12 protein-coding genes are annotated in these 21536 nt (G+C 36.2%); 10 read left to right on the top strand and 2 right to left on the bottom strand.

Going from position 1 to position 21536, the window contains the following annotated elements:
* Nucleotides 1-85: 85 nt before the first annotated feature.
* The gene (locus ACTWP4_RS16390) at nt 86-1261 is read right to left on the bottom strand and encodes an ROK family transcriptional regulator (RefSeq protein ID WP_443129863.1); all 1176 of its coding nucleotides are present in this window, start codon (nt 1259-1261) and stop codon (nt 86-88) included.
* Nucleotides 1262-1424: 163 nt separating this feature from the next.
* Between ACTWP4_RS16390 and xylA the strand changes: the two genes are divergently transcribed.
* Both xylA and xylB read left to right on the top strand, forming a co-directional pair.
* Nucleotides 1425-2750 (top strand): xylose isomerase, encoded by a 1326-nt coding sequence (gene xylA / locus ACTWP4_RS16385; protein ID WP_443129862.1) that lies wholly within the window; start codon nt 1425-1427, stop codon nt 2748-2750.
* A gap of 121 nt (nt 2751-2871) precedes the next feature.
* Complete coding sequence (gene xylB / locus ACTWP4_RS16380; protein ID WP_443129861.1) at nt 2872-4371, top strand: xylulokinase; 1500 nt, start codon at nt 2872-2874, stop codon at nt 4369-4371.
* Between the two features lie 293 nt (nt 4372-4664).
* On the opposite strand, the gene ACTWP4_RS16375 is transcribed toward xylB, so the two are convergent.
* The gene (locus tag ACTWP4_RS16375) at nt 4665-5804 is read right to left on the bottom strand and encodes a glycosyl hydrolase family 8 (protein WP_443129860.1); all 1140 of its coding nucleotides are present in this window, start codon (nt 5802-5804) and stop codon (nt 4665-4667) included.
* 206 nt (nt 5805-6010) lie between these two features.
* Between ACTWP4_RS16375 and ACTWP4_RS16370 the strand changes: the two genes are divergently transcribed.
* From ACTWP4_RS16370 to ACTWP4_RS16335, 8 genes are all read left to right on the top strand, one after another.
* Nucleotides 6011-6676: a YesL family protein gene (locus ACTWP4_RS16370; protein ID WP_443129859.1), complete on the top strand. Its 666-nt coding sequence runs from the start codon at nt 6011-6013 to the stop codon at nt 6674-6676.
* The gene (locus ACTWP4_RS16365; RefSeq protein WP_443129858.1) at nt 6669-8207 is read left to right on the top strand and encodes a response regulator transcription factor; all 1539 of its coding nucleotides are present in this window, start codon (nt 6669-6671) and stop codon (nt 8205-8207) included. The genes ACTWP4_RS16370 and ACTWP4_RS16365 overlap by 8 nt, the downstream gene beginning before the upstream one ends.
* A gap of 10 nt (nt 8208-8217) precedes the next feature.
* Entirely contained in the window at nt 8218-9978 is a 1761-nt protein-coding gene (locus ACTWP4_RS16360; protein ID WP_443129857.1) for a sensor histidine kinase, read from the top strand.
* A 768-nt stretch (nt 9979-10746) separates the two neighbouring features.
* On the top strand, nt 10747-12456 hold the full coding sequence (locus ACTWP4_RS16355; protein ID WP_443129856.1) for an extracellular solute-binding protein: 1710 nt from the start codon (nt 10747-10749) through the stop codon (nt 12454-12456).
* Nucleotides 12457-12670: 214 nt separating this feature from the next.
* Nucleotides 12671-13627 (top strand): ABC transporter permease, encoded by a 957-nt coding sequence (locus ACTWP4_RS16350; protein WP_443129931.1) that lies wholly within the window; start codon nt 12671-12673, stop codon nt 13625-13627.
* A gap of 12 nt (nt 13628-13639) precedes the next feature.
* Nucleotides 13640-14557 carry a carbohydrate ABC transporter permease gene (locus tag ACTWP4_RS16345; RefSeq protein WP_443129855.1) on the top strand — a complete coding sequence of 306 codons (918 nt, stop codon included), beginning with the start codon at nt 13640-13642 and terminating at the stop codon, nt 14555-14557.
* 19 nt (nt 14558-14576) lie between these two features.
* Complete coding sequence (locus ACTWP4_RS16340) at nt 14577-15569, top strand: endo-1,4-beta-xylanase (RefSeq protein ID WP_443129854.1); 993 nt, start codon at nt 14577-14579, stop codon at nt 15567-15569.
* A gap of 513 nt (nt 15570-16082) precedes the next feature.
* Entirely contained in the window at nt 16083-21443 is a 5361-nt protein-coding gene (locus ACTWP4_RS16335; RefSeq protein WP_443129853.1) for a family 43 glycosylhydrolase, read from the top strand.
* The last annotated feature ends 93 nt before the right edge of the window (nt 21444-21536 follow it).

Here is a 21536-nt window from a genome sequence, read left to right as displayed (position 1 = left end):
AATATGTGACCTGTGTAGCCCACGAATGAAAGGGAGCTACCAAGATGGTCCCAGCTGCGTATACAAGCATAAAAATGTAAACAAATTAATTCACTACAGGTTCATTGCCAGTTTCTTTAAAAAACTTCTCGATATTAAAGGCAGCCATCCCCATTACGGTTGAATGTTTCTTCAGTTTAGCTACGTTTAACACCACATCATTCTTGTTAAAACCAATGGCATTTTTCTCGATTCGTTTTTCTATAGCAGGCATGATATACCTTTCTGCTTGACGTAATGTGTTGCCAACAACAACTTGCTCAGGATTAAAAATATGAATAATATTAGTAATACCAACACCTAAATAATCGCCAACACTTTCTAATAATTGTATTGCTAGGCTGTCACCTTGATCAGCAGCATCAATCAATTTTTCAAGCGTTGCGTCGTCAAAACCATTTATTTCTGCTTGGTCCAACAAGGCTTGTTCTGAAGCGTAAAGCTCCCAACAGCCTTTGTTACCACAACGGCAATCTTCTCCGTCTTTTTCAATTGTCATATGACCGAGCTCACCAGAGAAGCCTCTTAATCCTTTATACAATTTTCCTTCTAAAATCAAGCCAACACCAATACCGACACTGATACTAGTATAAACTAGTTCATCAGACTTTTGTCCGACTCCGTAAACTTTTTCACCATATGCCCCAGCATTTGCTTCATTTTCTACAGTAACGGGGACATTGTAGTGATCAATAAGAATTTGCTGAAGAGGGACCTTTTTCCAACCTAAGTTTGGTGCCAATAAGATTTCACCTTCCATTGTAACTACACCTGGTACACCGACACCAATACCAACAATTCCGTATACAGACTCTGGCACATCATTTTTTAATTCATCAATTAATTGATATAACAATGCCAATACTTTATCAAGATCTTCATTTTTGAAACGGATTTTTTTCTCCGATAGAATGTTACCACGAAGATCCGTCAACACACCTAAAATACTTTTAACACCAAGATCAACAGAAATAGTAAATCCAGCAGTTTCATTCAAAAGTAACATCACTGGTCGTCTGCCACCGCTCGATTTCCCTGTACCAGATTCATGGATTAATTTTTCATCGATTAGTTCACTTACAAGTGACGAAACAGTTCCTTTATTTAAACCAGTTACATTTGCGATTGTTGCTCGTGAGATAGGTGCTCTTTCTTGAATTGTTTTAAGAACTAGTGCTTTATTCTCTTTCTTTACGACATGCTGGTTCCACGTTTGACTCAATCTTCTCACTCTTTTCCTTAACGAATTAAATTATTACCATTTTAACACAATCAAAAAAATAATTCTATAATCTTTGTTTATTCGCTAGACAAACTTAGAACGAGTTGCTATAATAATCACGAAAACAAAATCCTAAATGGATATAACTTGGAGGTATGAATATATGACATGGTTTGAAAACGTTGACAAGATTAAATATGAAGGACCGAAGTCAAGTAATCCGCTTGCATTTAAATTTTATAACCCAGAAGAGAAAATTAACGGGAAATCAATGGAAGAATTTCTTCGTTTTGGTGTAGCTTACTGGCACACATTTACTGAGGATTTATCAGATCCATTTGGTACAGGTACAGCGATTCGCAACTGGGACAAATATGATGGAATGGATCGTGCCAAAGCAAGAGTGGAAGCTGCATTTGAATTCTTCGAAAAAATCGGTGCTAAATATTTCTGTTTCCACGATGTAGATATTGCTCCTGAAGGTAATACACTACGTGAAACATATCAAAACCTGGATACCATTGTTGCGCTGATTAAAGATCACATGAAAGATAGTGATGTGAAACTTCTTTGGAACACGGCTAACAATTTCACAAATCCACGTTTTGTTCATGGTGCAGCATCTTCTAGCAATGCAGATGTTTTTGCATATGCAGCAGCTAAAGTGAAGAAGCAGTTAGAAATTGGTAAAGAGCTTGGTGGAGAAAACTATGTATTCTGGGGTGGCCGTGAAGGTTATGAAACATTACTTAACACTGATCTTGGATTAGAGCAAGATAACCTTGGTCGATTCTTCCATATGGCAGTAGATTATGCGAAAGAAATCGGCTTTGATGCACAGTTCTTAATTGAGCCAAAACCAAAAGAGCCAACAACTCACCAATATGATTTTGATTCTCAATCTGCACATGCTTTCTTATTAAAATATGGATTGCAGGATCACTTCAAATTAAATATCGAAGCAAACCATGCAACACTTGCTGGTCATACATTCGAACACGAGCTTCGTTATGCACGTGTTAATGGATTATTAGGTTCTGTTGATGCGAACCAAGGTGACCCGTTATTAGGATGGGATACTGATGAATTCCCTGCAGATATTTACTCTATCACTTTAGCTATGTATGAAATCATCAAAAATGGTGGACTTGGGTCAGGTGGTCTAAACTTTGATGCCAAAGTACGTCGTGGTTCATTTGAACAAAACGACCTGTTCCATGCACATATTGCAGGTATGGATCACTTTGCGGTTGGTTACAAAGTAGCTAGCAAATTAGTAGAAGATCAAGTATTCGAAAAAATCATTGATGACCGCTATGCAAGCTATAAAGAAGGTATCGGTAAAGATATCGTAGAGGGTAAAGCAGACTTCAAATCACTTGAAGAACATGCATTAAACCTTAAAGAAATCAAGAACAAATCAGGTCGCTTAGAATCAATTAAAGCAACCATCAACCAATACCTATTAAACGCATACGCTGGTAAATAAGAAATGACGGTAAGGGGAGACTTAGCTAAGCTGATGCATAGCTAAGTCTTCACTGCGATTATTAGGAATGAAAGTGGTTACGAATTTTGATAACCAAAAAGTTATGGAGAGAGGTGTCGCTTTGAGTTATGTGATCGGTGTCGATCTCGGCACAAGTGCAGTTAAGCTGTTATTAGTTAATAAAGCAGGTGAAGTAGTTCAGGAAGTTTCAAAGGACTACCCATTAATTCAAGAAAAAACTGGTTATTCCGAGCAAAAGCCGGAAGACTGGGTAGAACAAACTGTAGCTGGCCTAAAAGAACTTGTCCAACAATTTGACGGAGATGTTTCTGACATTGAAGGCTTAAGTTTTTCGGGACAAATGCACGGTTTAGTTTTACTAGATGAAAATAATCAAGTACTACGTAATGCGATTCTCTGGAATGATACGCGTACGACAGCGCAATGTTCAGAAATTTATCAAAAAGTTGGAAAAGAGCAGTTTATTGATATTACCAAAAACTTAGCATTGGAAGGCTTCACATTACCAAAAATTTTGTGGGTAAAAGAGCAGGAACCAGAAATCTTTGCGAAAGCAAAAACCTTTGTTTTACCAAAAGATTATGTGCGCTATCGCTTAACAGAACAAGTGCATATGGATTACTCTGATGCAGCAGGTACAAGTTTATTAGACGTTGCAAAAAAAGAGTGGAGCAAAGAAATTTGTGATCTGCTTGACTTAGATGTTTCGATTTGCCCGCCATTAGTTGATTCACATGATAATGTTGGGAAGATTACTTCAGCTATTGCAGACGAGACAGGATTATCAGCGGATACGGATGTATTTGCTGGTGGAGCGGATAATGCTTGTGGTGCGATCGGGTCAGGTATTTTATCTGAAGGGAAGACATTCGCAAGTATTGGTACATCAGGTGTTGTGCTTTCTTATGAACCTACCGGAGATAAAGACTATAAAGGGAAAGTACACTACTTCAATCATGGTGAACAAGATGCCTACTATGCCATGGGTGTTACGTTAGCCGCTGGCCATAGTTTGAATTGGTTTAAGCAAACATTCGCAGCTGAAAAAAGTTTTGAAGAGCTGTTAGATGGCGTAGGCGATGTGCCTGCAGGTGCTAATGGTTTATTATTTACTCCTTATCTTGTAGGTGAGCGTACACCACATGCGGATTCTCAAATTCGCGGAAGCTTTATTGGCATGGACAGTTCCCATACATTGAAGGATTTCGCTCGTGCGGTATTAGAAGGAATTACCTTCTCTCTTAATGAATCGATTGCAATCTTTAGAGAAAATGGAAAGCAAATCGATACAATCTATTCTATCGGTGGTGGTGCGAAAAATCCGGACTGGCTTCAAATGCAAGCTGATATTTTTGATGCCAAAATTGTGAAATTAAAGAGTGAACAAGGGCCTGGAATGGGTGCAGCGATGCTTGCAGCCTATGGATCTGGATGGTATTCGTCATTAAAAGAATGTGCAGATGCAATCTTAGAAGATGCCGAAACATATCAGCCGAATCCAGAAAATGCAGAAAAATATAAGCAGTTATTTAAACTGTATAAAGATGTGTATCAACAAACAAAACATCTAAACCAAGAATTAATGGACTTTAGAAAATAACCTCATAAGAAGATAGTGCTAGTCTGTCAGTGATTAGATAAAGCCAAGGATAGGATCCTTGGCTTTATTTCTTTTAAAGGTTGGAAAGTTTATAACCGTTGGTATCACAGCATATTGGAATCCTGTTCACGTTTAAAATGTGTAATCAATAAAGAGATAGTTGACTAGTCATGCGGTTTATCAAGGAGTTAATCGTCCGTAAAACCCCCATTGATGGAAGTCTCACTTTATGAAGAAAGTTATCGTGTGCAAGGAAATTTGAACTACGAGATGTCAGTGCCTGATTTTACTGTTTATTCCGGAAACCAGATTTTGAAGTTTCCACTTAATGCTAAGAGACTGAAAAAGTAAAGACAATTGTCATAGTATCTTCTCTTCCCGGTTCTAACAGGAGTATTCCAAAATAGATCAATACATTTCTTGGCATTATCACCACTTGTCGCTAGTGATGCCATTGCATTAGTGGCAATCAGACCAACAGGGTGAAGAGCTTTTTCTTCAAATGGTTCACCATCAATTTTATACCTTCTATAATCATCAGGATCTTTATCAGCAAAAAAAGCTTGAATCTTTTCATTAACAACGACAGGACAAGCATTATCTCTAAACCATTCATAATCTAGAGCAACATTACAGGCAACACGGTAAGAATCACTAAAGAAATGCCCAAATCCACGAATGTGATTAGGCGTACCATCATAGAAAGCATATTCAGGTGCTAAACCAGTCACTGGATGTGCTGATGTCGCAATATATTGTCTGCTGGCAATGGCAGCATCCTTCCATAAAGCGCGATCTTCCTCATAACTCCATAATGCAAACAACTCATAAAAATGAGGTAAGTGATAGGAAGGGTCAGAAAATTCTACGCTTGGGACGAATTTAATTAATTTATTATCTGGATTCCACATTGGATAACCGTCATTGTTTTCTCCTTTATGGATGCAACGATGTAATAAATCCTTTGCATGTTTGCTATATTGAAAGATTCCATCTCCATCTCCCCAGCGATGCGAAGCAAAGAACAATGCCAAAGCAAAATATTCTTCACCATCTGGTGCAGGGCCATAGGCATTCTTTGTTCCATCTGGTGCACATGACCACGCGAAATATCCTGCATTTTCCCCCTCTTCCATATACATATAGGTCATGGACCATTTCCATAACCTGTCAAATATATCTTTATCATTCATTTGTACGGCCATCATCATTCCATAGGACATTCCTTCTGTGCGGACATCGTCATTTCCTGTATCAAGCATATAGCCTAAGTCATCGTCAACAGAAAAATATATTTGTGTTTCCGGATGAGAGGAATCAAATAATTGCTTCCACATATTTTCCACTTTACAAGTAATCAATTCCTCATCATAACCATATTCTTCAAGTACGTTTCGATAGTTTCTGCTTGTGAATGCAGCTTCGTAACTCATGCTACTCCTCCTTTAACTATTTTGATTGATAATACCACCATATAATGGATAGTAGATTTAGTTTAGTGGGTAAAATAAAGTCCATATATGGAATACCCACTTTCCTTTTAAGATATATTGTACTATAATAAGTATGTCTATCGAATAAACAAAGTATATTTTTTTCTTTGATAATTAAAGCGTTTTCAACTAAAGGGGGGTATCTTATGGCAAAAACAGTGAATTCGTACGGTTTTTATCGATTCTTAGAATGGATTATGTGGATCATGTATTTAAATCTGTTGTGGCTAATGATGTCACTAGTTGGATTAGTTATACTAGGTATATTTCCAGCAACAATGGCATTAGTAACTACAATGAGGGAGTGGTGTGTTCAAAAGGATAATATTGCGTTTAACAAAACATTTTTCAAAGCATATAAGCATACTTTTATCAAATCCAATGTGATGGGCTATCTATTGACAGCTCTTGGATATATTTTATTTGTCGATTATCAGTGGATCATGCAACATTCAACAACCTTTCAATCATTATTTTTAGTCTTATTAATCGTCATCGGGGTAATTTTCACAATTACGATATTATATATTTTTCCAACCTTTGCCCATTTTGATTTAACGATAGGGCAAACATTTAAGCATGCAATAGTATTAGGATTATTCAGTCCATTCGTCACGATCGGAATGTTTGTTGCATTATTTTTACTGCAATATCTATGGAGGTTTATTCCCGGTCTACTTCCTGTAGTTGGTATCAGCTTCACTTTTTATATTGTCACTCGGTTAGCCATTTTTGCATTTGAAAACTTTGAAAGCAGGCAGAAAAATATGTTAGCGAAAGAAAATGTGAAAGGGGAGAAGAAACATGCATAAAGTTTATTTGGTCGATGATGATGTCTTTGTACGCAAAGGAATCAAAACGTTGATCGATTGGGAATCCTATGGCTTTACTGTCTGCGGTGAAGCGGATAATGGAGAAGATGCACTAACAGAGATTAGGAAACTTGAACCAGACCTTGTGTTGACTGATATACGGATGCCGGTCTTAGATGGATTGGATTTAATTAAACATTTGAAGGAAACTTTATCCCATTCCCCTTATTTTATTGTAATCAGTGGATATAACGACTTTAAATATGCGCAACGGGCACTTCGATATGGAGTAAAAGATTTTATTTTGAAGCCTGTTGATCAAGATGAAATCCACCAAACATTACACAAAATATCCAGAGCGATTGAAGCTGAAAATGAAACAAAACAAATGGAAGATAAAATGGAAGCGATATCAGAGTTGAAGACACTTCTCTTATGTGACAAGGAATGTCATCTGTCAAATGAAAGGGAACACCCTTTTTTCGAAGGGGCAGAGTATAGATTTATAAAGGTTGAAATAAACGGATTGAATATGGATTATCAACAATGCTTTGAGAAATTAGAAAGCGTATTGTTGACGTTTAATGCACAAAATCATTTTATGTGTTTTGAAGACAATATCAATTGTTTTGGCTTAATAATCAATGATAAATTTCTGACTACAAATCATCTAAATATAGATGAGTTTTTAGGCAATTGGTATGATCAAGTAGCAATAAATATGCATATTTACTGTGGCACAACCGTACAAAAGATTGAGGAATTACCTGCTTCGTATAAGACAGCAAAAAAGTGTGTCCAATTCAAGTATTTATTTGATGAGCCTATTATTACGGCTTCAATGATAGAAGAAAAAGATGTGTTTTTTATTGATCTGGATCAAGCCTACTATGATGAGATGATGGAATTTATTGAAGAAAATAATCAGGAGAAATTCGAAACACAATTAAATAAAATGATACAGGCATGCAAGGAAATGAATTTTGCAAAGGATGCATGGCGAACAATGGTAAATCGTCTTAATCATAAAATATTAAAATCAATAAAGGACTCAGAAGGAAATGAACAAGAAATCACTAATTTAAAAGACATGTTAGAGTGGGATCAATATTCTTTAAGTCTTGATCAATTAGAAGTATTATGGGTCGATTTTATTAAGGATGCAGCCAACATTCTGGCAAAATTAAATCAAAACAGCATCAAAGGTACGATTTATCAAATAAAGAAATATATCCATTCACATTATGATCAATCGATAACTTTAAAGTCTATTGCGAATAAATTTTACATGAATCCAGTTTATATGGGGCAATTATTTAAAAAAACATATGGTGTGTATTTTAAAGATTATATTTTAACTGTAAGAATGGACGAAGCTAAAAAGCTACTTCGAACTACCGATTTAAAAGTGTATGAAGTGGCGGAAAAAGTAGGTTTTAATAATCCAGATTATTTTGTTACTCAATTTGAAAAAATTGGGGGAACTACCCCGTCACAATATCGGAAAAAATTAATGGATCGAATCAGTTAGAAGGGTTTCTATGAAAAAAATTCACTTAAATGATATACGAATTAGAAATAAATTATTACTAATCTATATGTTTTCAGTATTTTTACCGATCGTATTAACGAATGTAATCTTTTATAATGTGACATCAGAAAATGTCCGTACACAAAAATTACATGATAATCAACTTGCATTAAGGCAAGTTGCGAATAGTTTTAAGCAAGGAATCGAGGATGCTGTCGGAGTAGCATCCGTTCTTTATTCTGATGCCTTTGTTTATCAATTATTGGATAAAAGATATGAATCACCTGTTGATTTTATTTTAGCCTATAATAATAATTTTCGTGATATTAATAAGTATACCCCTGTCTACTCTTCGATTCGGTCGATTGATTTATTTACCGATAACCCAACAGTGATTACAGCAGGTGGAATCTTTGCAATCGACGAAGAAGTAAAGCAGTCGCACTGGTATCAAACAACGCTCGACACTAGAAAAAAATACCCGGTTGTAACTAGAGTTGCAGCAGAAAACGGTGATTTAAGCCGGTTTACCGTCGTAAGAGCCTTGGATTCTCATGATCATTCATCAAATGAAAAGGTTATCATGATTAATCTAAATCAACGTTTTATTCATCAACTGTTTGCTAACGAAACGTTTGAAGGAGATATTTATTTATTAAATGAGGAAAACAATATTGAGTATTCTACCAAAAAATCCATTTCATGGCAGTCCGATTATATCTCCTTTGAATCAATACAAGTTCCTGATAGCTCAACAGTTCTGGAAGAATCCTATATGATGCAATATATGTCTGGTTGGAAAGTTGTTGGAGTAATGGCCGAAGATCAATTGTTGGCTGAAGTAAGAAAGTCGATTCCGTCTATGTTGTATTTAGCATTATGGAATTTTGTTATCCCGACTTTATTCATTGTTTATATTGCTGGTAATATTCATTTTCGGTTAAATACCATTGTGAAAAAAATGAGAAAAGTGAAAGATCAAAACTTCGAGCTCATACCTGGAAAAACATATAAAGATGAAATTGGTGTATTAACAACTGAATTTAATCGAATGTCCAAGAAGATTAAGGATTTAATCAATGACGTATACATTGCAAGAATTCAAAAAAAAGACTTGGAAATACAAAAGAAAGAAACACAGTTAAAAGCGTTACAAAGTCAGATTAATCCGCACTTTTTATTTAATGTACTGGAGACCATTAGAATGAGAAGTTTATTGAAAAAAGAGCATGAAACTGCTGATATCATTCGTAATATGGCACAGCTTTTAAGAAACTCGATTACATGGGATAAAGATTTTGTAACGGTTAAAGAAGAAGTGCAATTAATACAAGCGTTTTTAGAGATACAAAAATACCGATTTGATGATAAGATGACGTATCATATTCAACTGGAAGAGTCAGCCGAGCATATTTTAATTCCGAATATGACGATTATACCTTTTATCGAAAATGCAAGTATTCACGGAATTGAACCATTAAAAACAAATGGGAAGATCAACTTAAAAATAGAAATGGATAATAACTATCTCACTTGTATGATAGAAGATAATGGTGTAGGCATTGATAAAAATACATACAATGAGATTGTTGCTTCATTTGAAGAAGATGAAATTGCAGGTGAGAGTATTGGTATAAGCAATGTATATCAAAGGTTGAAGATGTATTATCAAGATCAATTCGAATTAAAGATTGAAACAGAACAAGATCAGGGTACAACGGTTTATTTTAAAATAGCTGTTCACGGGCAAGCAGAAGGCGTTGACTGGTAAAGCTACTTATCTAATAAATAACCAATCGACATAAGGATATTTTAGCTTTGTAAGTATTGGCTATCCCATAGGTATAGCCTCTTTTTTGTGAGGAAGAAAGCATAAAATTTGGGTAACTATCCACTAGAGCGCCTATAAGATTTTCTTGCGATTAATGGAAATTATGTAATTGTGCACTTTAAATATAAACTGCGAAGTAACGTGTACATGGATTTGCTTTTTTCCATTCTGAATAGAGATGAGTGCTGTCATACGCTCCGGCAGAATACTGCGCTTTCCGTGGGCACGGCTTCAGCTAACTTGGTAAAGAAAACCACTTTACCAAGTGGATCTTCAGCTCGTGCTGTTCCCACAGGAGTCTTCGTATTCTGCCTGCGCTAATAACATTATTCTATTTTTTTTAAGTGGAAATACTCGGAAACCAATTCCCTTGTATTACTTCTTTCAAAAACCTGAACACTACGCAAAGCGAAGTATCTTGCCGTAGCGTGTGCCAGCACTTATCAAAAATTAAGATGAAAGGAAGCCATTATAAATATTCATAAGTTCGCAGTTTGTATCGAATGCGGATAAGGCGGGTGGTTTGACCGTTTTTTCTGATTGCAAAGTTACAAATGCTTTCATAATTAAAGTGTATCAAGTTTAGTTTTCAAAGGTTCAACTAAACTTTGATGGGTAACAATGGACAGCGCGATGAGCTACAATGAAAGTGCTTACAGAATAAAGCAACAAAGAGAAAATGATAAAAAAAGAAAGGGGAATTAGTTTATGGCTTGGAAAAAGAATGTATGGCTACTAAGCTTACTTGCTGCACTATTACTAGTATTAGCAGCATGTAGCGACGATAGCGAGGAAACAGGCTCTACAGATAGTGGAAATGACACCTCTGATGAATCAAGTAACGAGGAAAGTGATGGAGAAGTATACACATATGATTTCTTTGATGCATCAGGTCCCGGAGAAGATATAAATACATCAGAGACAAAATTAGGGAAGATGTTTGAAGAGGAAACAGGAGTGAATTTCGACATTGAGCACATTGTTGGTGACGTAAACCAAAAAATTGGAACAATGATTGCTAGTGGGGAATATCCAACATTACTGAATGCAGAACAATCAACAGATGCAGTAATTGATGCAGGTGGTTTTATTCCATTGAATGATTTGATAAAAGAACATGCACCGAACTTATATAAAATGTATGAGCAATATTGGGAATTAATGAAACGTGATGATGGGAATATTTATGTTATTTCATCTGGTGCACCTCACGGTTACCGAAAACCAGCAAACTTGAATCAAGGAGCATGGTGGATAAAACGTGATGTACTGAAAGAATTAGGATATCCAGAACCAAAAACACTAGAAGAATATTTCAACATTATTGAAGAGTATACAGCTTCAAATCCGCAAATTGACGGTGCCGATACGATCGGATTTACTGCACTTACACACGACTGGAGATTTTTCGCACTTTCCAACCAGCCGATGCATTTAGCAGGCTATCCAAATGATGGTGGGGCTTTAATTGATATGGAAACGCGTGAAGCAGAAGTATACGGCGACAAAGAAATTACGCAACGTTGGTTGAAAAAATTAAATGAAGTGAATGACAAAGGTTTATTTGATCAAGAAGCATTTACTCAAAACTATGATGAGTACCTAGCAAAAATCACTTCTGGAAGAGTGGTTGGCTTCTTCGACTATCGTTGGCAAGCAGCTCAAGCTTTAAACACATTAGAAGAAGATGATGATCCATATAACGATTATATGGGCTTTCCGGTAGTTTTTGATGAAGACACGAAAGACCAATATCTTGATCCAATCGGTTTTACTGCTTCACCCGGTATGGGTATTACAGTCGGTACGCCTGAAGAGGATCAAATACGTATTATAAAATACCTTGATCATATCGCTAAAGAAGAAACGCAAAAATTAATCACATGGGGTATTGAAGGAGAGACATACGAGGTCGACGATAATGGTCGTTATTATCGTACAAAAGAACAAATTGATGAAACATCTAAAACAGAATTTCGTGATGAATTTGGCTTCTCATATTTTGAATGGGGCTGGCCGCGTATGAATGGTGAGTATGAAGACGGAAATGCAGTTGAACCTCCAAAACAAGAGGAAGTGGCTAGTCTAATGTATGATGAAGGCGATAAAGAGTTCTTGGAATCATATGAGATTAAAACCTTTACAGGATTATTCTCAGAACCTGATGCACGTCCTTGGTACCCGGCATATGATGCACCTATTGAAACAGGATCTGAGGCCCAGTTGTATGAACAACAGTTAGATGACTTGATGAAACGTAAATTCCCTGAGATTATATTTGCTGACCCTGGTGAATTTGATGCTCAATGGAAAGCATATAAAGATGAGTTTTCAGGTCTACCATCTGATGCGTATGAAAAAGTAATTACCGAATTCGTTCAAAATAAAGCTGAACTAGTAGAAGGCAGTGCAGAATAAAAAAAGTATGGGAGGCTGTAGCAGTATCAGCCTTCCGCTTTTTACAAAACAGTGTCTTGTGTTTTCGGACCATTCTTTAATAGAATGCATTAATTTGTAGTAAAAGAATTGATCATTAGGCGAATCATACAGATTTGCCTAATGGTCCGAAAATTTACAGAGTAATTTTCACTACAAGTAAGGGGGAACAACTATGCCAGTTGAATCAAATACAATGGACGGAAATACCAAGTCAGTTCCAACTGAACAGAAAGATAAAGGCATTAAGGGATTTATGAAAAAGTGTAAAGACCAACAAGCTTTGTTATGGATGACAGTACCGTTTGTCATCTGGGTTTTTATTTTTAAATATTTACCTGTATGGGGCTGGACGATGGCTTTTCAAGACTTTAAACCAGCACTAAGTTTTTCTGAACAAGAATGGGTAGGGTTTAAACACTTCCTATTCTTATTTACTGATGACCGATTTCTCGGTGTACTTCGAAATACGTTAGCACAAAGTATTATCAATCTTGTTTTAGGTTTCGTAACAGCAATCACACTTGCGGTCTTGATTAATGAACTTTCCAACATGAAATTTAAACGAGTAGTGCAAACTATCAGTTATCTGCCACACTTCTTATCCTGGGTAGTAGCTGCTGCGTTAGTTTCATCAGTGCTTTCCATTGACGGTATTATTAATGATATTTTAATGGGATTAGGACTCATTGATGAAGAAATTTTGTGGTTAGGTATTGGAGAATATTTCTGGGGTATTTTAGGTGCTGCCGAAACATGGAAAAATGTCGGATGGAATGCAATTATCTATCTTGCAGCAATTTCTATGATTGACCAGGAACAATATGAAGCAGCTAAAATAGATGGTGCTTCCCGAGTTCAAAGAATCTTACATATTACAATTCCTGGAATGAAGTCTGTTATCATTGTCCTTTTAATTATGAATATTGGTTATATTTTAGAAGCTGGTTTTGAACCGCAATACTTACTGGGAAATGGACAAAATGTTGAATACTCTGAAAATATCGATGTATTTGTTATTAAATACGGTATTTCAATGTTTAACTTTTCGTTAGCCACCGCAGCAGGTATGTTCAAGACAGTTATTAGTTTTATATTCTTAATAACAGCCAATTCATTATCAAAGAAAATGGGTCAAGGCGGACTTTACTAGGAGGTATACAATATGTTTAAACGTAAAAAAGCGAGTTTTATGCGAACAAGAGAAGACATCTTCTTTGATACAGGTAATATCATTTTTATGATCATACTAAGTGTACTTATGTTATATCCATTCATAAATCAGGTGGCCATCTCCTTGAATGATGCAACAGACTCCGTTCGTGGTGGTATCTATTTATGGCCGAGAGAATTTACGTGGCATAACTATGAACACGTATTTGAGAAAGCCTCTATCTATCAAGCTATCTTTATCTCCATATTAAGAACGATTATTGGGGCAGGTGTCGGGTTATTTTGTACCGCGATGGTAGCTTACGCAATTGCTCAGCCTAATTTCGTCTTTAAAAAATCAATTACAATTATATTTATTATGACGATGTATTTTAATGGTGGGATCATTCCAACATTCCTATTAATGAGAGATTTACAGTTAATTGGATCTTTCTGGGTTTATATTTTACCAACGTTAATTAGTGCATTTAATTTGATTATTATGCGTTCATTTATCGAAGGCTTGCCAAATAGTATCTTTGAATCTGCAAAAATTGATGGAGCCGGTGATTTTCGAATTTTCTTCCAAATAGTATTACCATTATCATTGCCAGTATTAGCGACCGTTGCATTATTCGTTGCTGTCTTTCAATGGAATCAGTGGTTTGATGTCTTCTTATATAATTCAAGTCAGGAGCATCTTACCACACTACAGTATGAGCTAATGAAAATATTACAAAATTCAAGTACAACATCAAGTGGTGATATGGCATCTGCCTTTGCAAATTCAGCCGACGGTAGTTCCAATATGGTAACACCAAAGTCTATTCAAGCTACGATGACGATTGTTGCAAGTTTACCAATTATTATGGTTTATCCATTCTTACAACGTTACTTTGTTAAAGGGATGACACTTGGAGCGGTAAAATAGGAAATAAAGGAGTTTTTTTATGACGGAACAACTACTAAGTCTTTATCAGCAGTTTGAAAAAGATTTCAAAATTGGAGCAGCGATTAATCGACGTACGATGCAATCATCAGAGGAAGTAATCAAAAAACATTTTAATAGCTTAACAGCAGAAAATGAAATGAAGTTTGAGAGTGTTCATCCGTATGAAGATGAATACACTTTTGAAATAAGTGACAAAATGGTAGCATTTGCTGAAAAACATCAAAAAGCAATGAGAGGTCACACGTTAGTATGGCATAATCAAACAAGTGATTGGATTTTTGAACAAAATGGTGGACTTGTAGAAGCTGAAACCTTGTTAAAAAGAATGAAAGATCATATCGATACCGTTGTTGGAAGATATAAAGGTAGGATTTACAGCTGGGATGTTGTAAATGAAGTAATTGCCGACGAAGAGGACAAATTTTATCGTGACTCCAAATGGTATCAAATACTTGGGGCATCATTTATTGAAAAAGCATTTGAATATGCACATTTGGCAGATCCAGATGCAACATTATTATACAATGATTACAATGAATCCAATCCAGCAAAACGAGATAAAATCTATCAACTAGTGAAACAGTTAAAAGAGAAAGGTGTTCCGGTTCATGGAATCGGCATGCAAGCTCATTGGAATATTTATGACCCGTCCCTTGATAACATTCGCAAAGCAATTGAAAAGTACGCATCTTTAGGTGTGGAAGTGCAAATTACCGAGATGGATGTATCGATGTTTGCGTTTAATGACAAGCGGACAGATCTAACCGAACCAACAGAAAAAATGAAGGAATTGCAATCGGAGCGATATCAACAATTTTTCGAAGTCTTTAAAGAATATAAGGAGCATATCGGTGCTGTGACCTTCTGGGGAGTAGCGGATGATTATACTTGGTTACATGACTTCCCGGTAAAAGGGCGTAAAAACTGGCCATTCTTATTCGATACAAACCAGCAGCCGAAAGAAGTATTGAAGAAAATTATTGCGAAATAAACATTAATATTCAGTGATTTTTGCTAGATATCACTATCAAAAAATGTATAAACTTGTTTCTTGGCTTATGAAACGAGTTTATACATTTTCTATGCGTAATATAAGTAGTCATCTTTTCTTCTTTACTAGTTAACCAACAATAAATCGATTTCAAATTTCCTAGACACCGTGACATTAGCAACCAAGTTTCACTCTTACTGACCCTTTTCCAATACCAACCACAAAACAAAAAACCTTAAGAAAAGTTAACCATTATTTCTGTTAGATTAGAAAATGAATAAATGTTATAAAAAATTGTAATTTTATAATAAAGTATTCTATTAAATATTTTCATTTAACATGAAATAATATACATGAGGTTTGATAGATTAGTTTTATTTTTCTAAAGTGATATTTTTAAAAAGGGGGGATTAAGTGAAACTTAGGATTTGATAGAAAATAAATGGAGGCAATCGAGTCTATACGGATGAATGGAAATTATTTGAAGTAGAGAAAGAGGAGTGATGAGATAAAATGAAAAATAAACTTTTTGTATTAATGATAACGCTTACTCTAATAAATTGTTATATTCCCTATACTGGTGCATTAGCACAGGAAACAAATGATAACGTAGCTAAAAATCCGGTTATTTGGGCAGATGTACCAGACCCAAGTGTTATCCGTGTTGAAGATACTTATTACATGTCAAGTACAACCATGCATATGAACCCTGGTGTACCTATTATGAAATCAAAGGATTTAGTTAATTGGGAAATTGTAAACTATGCATATGATATTCTTCATAGAGGAGATAAGCAAGCGCTTAGAAAAGGTCAAAATGAATATGGTCAAGGATCATGGGCTAGTAGCCTAAGATATCATGAAGGTACATTTTATTTAGCATTTGCGTCTAACAGCACTGGTAAAACATATATATTTCAAACTGATGATATCGAAAATGGTGAATGGGACAAAACTACATTAGATAATCTATATCATGATATGTCATTGTTGTTCGATGATGATGGACGTGTTTACATGGTATATGGTGGGACAGATATTAGAATAATCGAGCTCACATCCGATGCAACAGCAATTAAAGAAGGTGGGCTTGACAAAGTGCTTATCCCTGATGCAGGTTCGATTGCTGGTACTGAACATATACTCAATGCAGAAGGTGCTCATTTTCAAAAAATTAATGGTAATTACTATGTTTCTCTGATATCGTGGCCGCAAAACGGAGGACGAACACAATTAGTGTACCGTTCAGATACGATAGACGGTGAATATGAAGGAAAAGTTGTATTACAAGATGATGGTATCGCACAAGGAGGAATGGTCGATACTCCTGATGGCGAATGGTACGGTTTCTTATTCGGTGATCGAGGATCGGTTGGAAGAATTCCTTATTTAGTACCTGTCACTTGGGAAGATGAATGGCCGGTATTCGGAGTAGAAGGAGAGGTACCTGAACAACTGTCGATTACACCACAAGGAGATAGCTCAATAAGCAATATTGTCCAATCAGATGAATTTTATCAAGCTTCTGAAAATACTAATACAGCGAGTGAACTAGCTACTGGTGATACGTCATCTGCAGGTACTAGTGAAGCATCTGAGGAAAAGGATGTGATGTTGGCAGCAGAGGAATTACTCGCTGCAGAAAATGGCACAGAATTACTTGAAAATGGTGGTTTTGAAGATGGACAAGAACCATGGATTGTAAATGGGGGGGGAACAGTTCAGGTTACAGATCAAGAGCATAATAGTGGCTCCAACAGTTTAATGGTTACAGAACGAGTAGCAACAGGTGATGGTCCGAAACAAGTTATTACCGATGAAGTACAAGCAGGAAATACGTACGAATTCTCTGCAAGGGTAAAATATTCGAAAGGTCCCGATCAGAAGCAATTTAATTTTAACATTCAACTTGGTCAAAGCTGGGAAGGTATTGATGTTATTGGATCAGGAACAGTTAACAAAGGTGAGTGGGGAACAGTTGAAGGTACCTACACGATGCCAGAAGATGTCGACTTCTCGGAAACATCTATTTTTATTGAAACGTCTTGGGCTTCTGAGCCAGATCCAGAAGTAGATTTGATGAATTTTTATGTGGATGATGTATCGTTTGTAGATATTACTCCAGATTCAAATCTAATCGTTAATGGTGGGTTTGAAGATGGCGTAGAACCATGGACGGAATACCGTAACGCGAATATTGAGATTACGGATGAGCAAGTGAGCAGTGGAACCAACAGTTTATTAGTTTTTGACCGTCAGGCAACTGTTGATGGTCCACAACAAGATTTAACGGATAAAGTGGTAGCTGGTGGAACTTACGAATTTTCAGCTAAAATAAAATATACAGAAGGTCCTGACCAAAAAGGCTTTAATTTTAATATACAAAATGGGCCGTCTTGGGAAACAATTGAAGTTATAGGATCGAGTTCTATAACGAAAGGTGAATGGGGTACAATCAAAGGTACGTACACCATTCCATCTGATGCGGATATGTCTGAGTCGTTCATTTTCATTGAAACCTCTTATGCAAATCCAGCGGATCCAGACAATGATTTAATGGATTTCTATGTGGACGATGTTTCCTTTATACAAAAATCGGAACCAGAACCTGATACAGAAAAAGGTGGAGAATATGAAGATAATGGTTCTAATCTGGGTTTAACGTGGCAATGGAACCATAATCCCGATAACAATTTCTGGTCACTTACAGATCGTTCCGGCTATTTAAGATTAACGAACGGAAGAACGAGTTCAAGTATTCACGATACGAGAAATACGCTGACGCAAAGAACATTCGGACCGGAAAGTTTAGGAGAAATAGCAATTGATGTGAGCAATATGAAAAATGGAGATGTTAGTGGACTTGCAGCATTCCAAGAAAACTATGGTTTTGTTGGAGTGAAGATGAGTGGTGGTTCTAAATCTATTGTGATGGTAAATGGTAATTCAGAATCAGAAGAGGAAGTAGAAACAGTGGAGATAGACCAAAATAAAGTATACTTAAAAGTGGAGTTTGATTTTAAGAATCAAACAGATCAAGCATATTTTTATTACAGCCTTGATGGTGTAATTTGGTCAAAAATAGGGGCTACACTACAAATGGAGTACACGTTACCTCATTTCATGGGTTATCGTTTTGCCCTATTTAATTTTGCAACACAAGATACTGGCGGATTTGTAGATTTTGATTATTTCAGAGTAGATGATAAAATCACAGATCCTGATTCTTCGCAAACCTTATTAAATGCGGATTTAGGAGATGCCACTGACGTTGTCGGGGCTCCTAATATTGAATTTGAAGTCCCACTGGAAATGGATTCTCTCCCAGAGGGTGACTATTCATCGATAGCTGCTTCCATCGATATTCCGGATGGTTTAACTGTATCAGGAGTAGATTTTAACACCGATAGTATTGATGGAGAAAGTACCTTTAGTTATGAAAATAATCAATTAAAGCTCAATGTAACTGGAGACAATGTTTCTTTCAGTAACAATTCATCTAATTTATTTGCGACATTGAACTTAAAAGTGGATGATTTTGTTACCGAGGATCGAACAGAACAACTAAAAATCAATTATATCGATGTAGTAGGTAATCAAGATGTAGCTTACAATGTACATGATGCTATAGCGAGTATTGAATTAAGACAATTAGATACAGAGGCAATTGCGAAAATACCTGGATATAATAACCCATTAATAAGCCATAAATATGGTGCAGACCCTAATGCATTGGTTTATGAGGACAGAGTTTATATTTATTTGACAAATGATCAGGTTGAAGTTGATGAAAACGGAAATATTATAGAAAACAATTATGGAAGTATTAATACAATAACCGTTATTTCTTCTGATGATATGGTCAATTGGACAGATCATGGTACAATTCCAGTTGCTGGACCAGATGGTGCAGCAACTTGGGCGACCAATTCATGGGCTGTAGCTGTAGGACAGAAGAAAATCGATGGTGAAAATAAATTTTTCTTATACTTCTCAAACAATGGATCAGGAGTGGGTGTATTAACAGCGGATTCTCCTCTAGGACCTTGGGAAGATCCGATTGGAAAGCCATTAATTGATGGAAATACGCCTGGTACTGAAGGTGTTGTATGGATATTTGACCCTGATGTATTAATTGACGATGATGGTGAAGGTTATCTCTATTATGGTGGAGGAGTTCCTGGCGGTGGAAATCCTACGCAAGAGCAAGCGAAACATCCTCAAACAGCACGAGTAATTAAATTGAGTTATGATATGGTTCATACAGTAGGGGAAGCACAAGTAATAGATTCGCCATTTCATTTTGAGTCAAGTGGTATCCATAAGCATGATGGACAATATTATTACTCATATAGCACAAACTTTTCTGGAATACGTCAGGGAGATGATCCTAAGTATGCAGAGATTTCTTACATGGTAAGTGATGACGCTATGGGTCCATTTACTTATGTGAATGCTGTTTTGAAGAATGGTTCTGAATTCTTTGATGTCGGTGGAAACAATCATCAAGATTTCTTTGAGTTTAAAGATCAATGGTATATAACCTATCATGCACAAACATTAGGAAAGGCTATAGATTCAGTCAACGGTTACCGATCCCCGCACATAAATAAGGTTGAATATGATGAAAATGGGGATATAAAAGAGATTACAGCAGATATGGAAGGAGTCTCTCAACGTCAGAATTTAAATCCATACCAAAGAACTGAAGCTGAGACAATCGCATGGAACGCTGGTATAAATACTAAAGAATCAGAAGCACCAGGTAACATAGTTGAAGATGTTAATTTAAATGTTACAGATATACATGATGGTGACTGGCTTGCAGTATCCAATATAGATTTTGGACAAAATGGTGCTGAATCTTTTGAAGCTAATGTTGCCTCAACTGAAGGTGGTAAAATCGAACTTCGCATAGACAGTCCAATTGGTAAGGTAATTGGTACGTTAGAAGTAGATGCTACTGGTGGTGAGCAAGAGTGGAATTTAATTGAAACAGATGTTTCCAATGTTTCAGGAGTACACAATGTATTCTTTATGTTTAAGGGTGATAGTGAAGACGAGTTATTCAATTTTGATTACTGGAAGTTTACAGAAGTAGCTGAAGAAGATGATGCTACACCTGATGACGAAGTAACAGAGCTTGAATTAGATCGGGAAGAAGGTCAAGAAGTCGTTGCGGGTAAAACATATAGTGTTATTAATACCAATGCTAAGGTTACTATGCCAACTGACTTACCTGAAGGCACAAAAGTAATTGTCACAATAAAAGATGTGGAAGAAACAAATTATGATGGCTTAATCCCTGCTGGAGAAGCACTAACTTTTATATTCGAATATCCTGATGGATCCACGTTACCATCTAATGAATTTACACTAATCTTAGGTTATGATGAGGATGCTGAGACATCCACCCTATCAATCTACCATTATAATGAAGAAGCGGAAGTTTGGGAAGAACGTGGGGGAGTAGTTAATGAGGAAGATCAAGTAATTTTATTAAACGTTCAACATTTCTCTACGTATGGTGTTTTTTCAGATAGTACCCCAAATGGAGAAGACGGCCAAAATGGAGAAGACGGCCAAAATGGAGAAGATGGCCAAAATGGAGAAGATGGCCAAAATGGGGAAGATGGCCAAAATGGAGAAGATGGCCAAAATGGAGAAGACAGTCAAGATGGAAAAGACGGCCAAGACGGGGCAGCCGATCAAGACGGAGCGGTTGATCAAACTGGAGAAAAAGGTCAAAATGATCAAGAACTACCTTCTACAGCAACTAATTTATTTAACTATTTAATTATTGGATTATTGCTTTTCATTCTAGGTGGTATCACACTGTTCGTAAAAAAAAGAACTATAAGTAAAAACAAGTAAATAACAAAAGGGAGTGAGCTCGAAATCACTCCCTTTTATTAAAAGAAAAGAAAGTAATAAAATCTGCGCGGATGTCTAGCTTCAATCGCCCAG

Origin of the sequence: Gracilibacillus sp. D59, assembly GCF_052246695.1 — a bacterium.
Taxonomy (GTDB): Bacteria; Bacillota; Bacilli; order Bacillales; family Amphibacillaceae; genus Gracilibacillus.
Note: the sequence above shows the minus strand (reverse complement) of the source record. Positions and strands in the feature narration are given on the sequence as shown.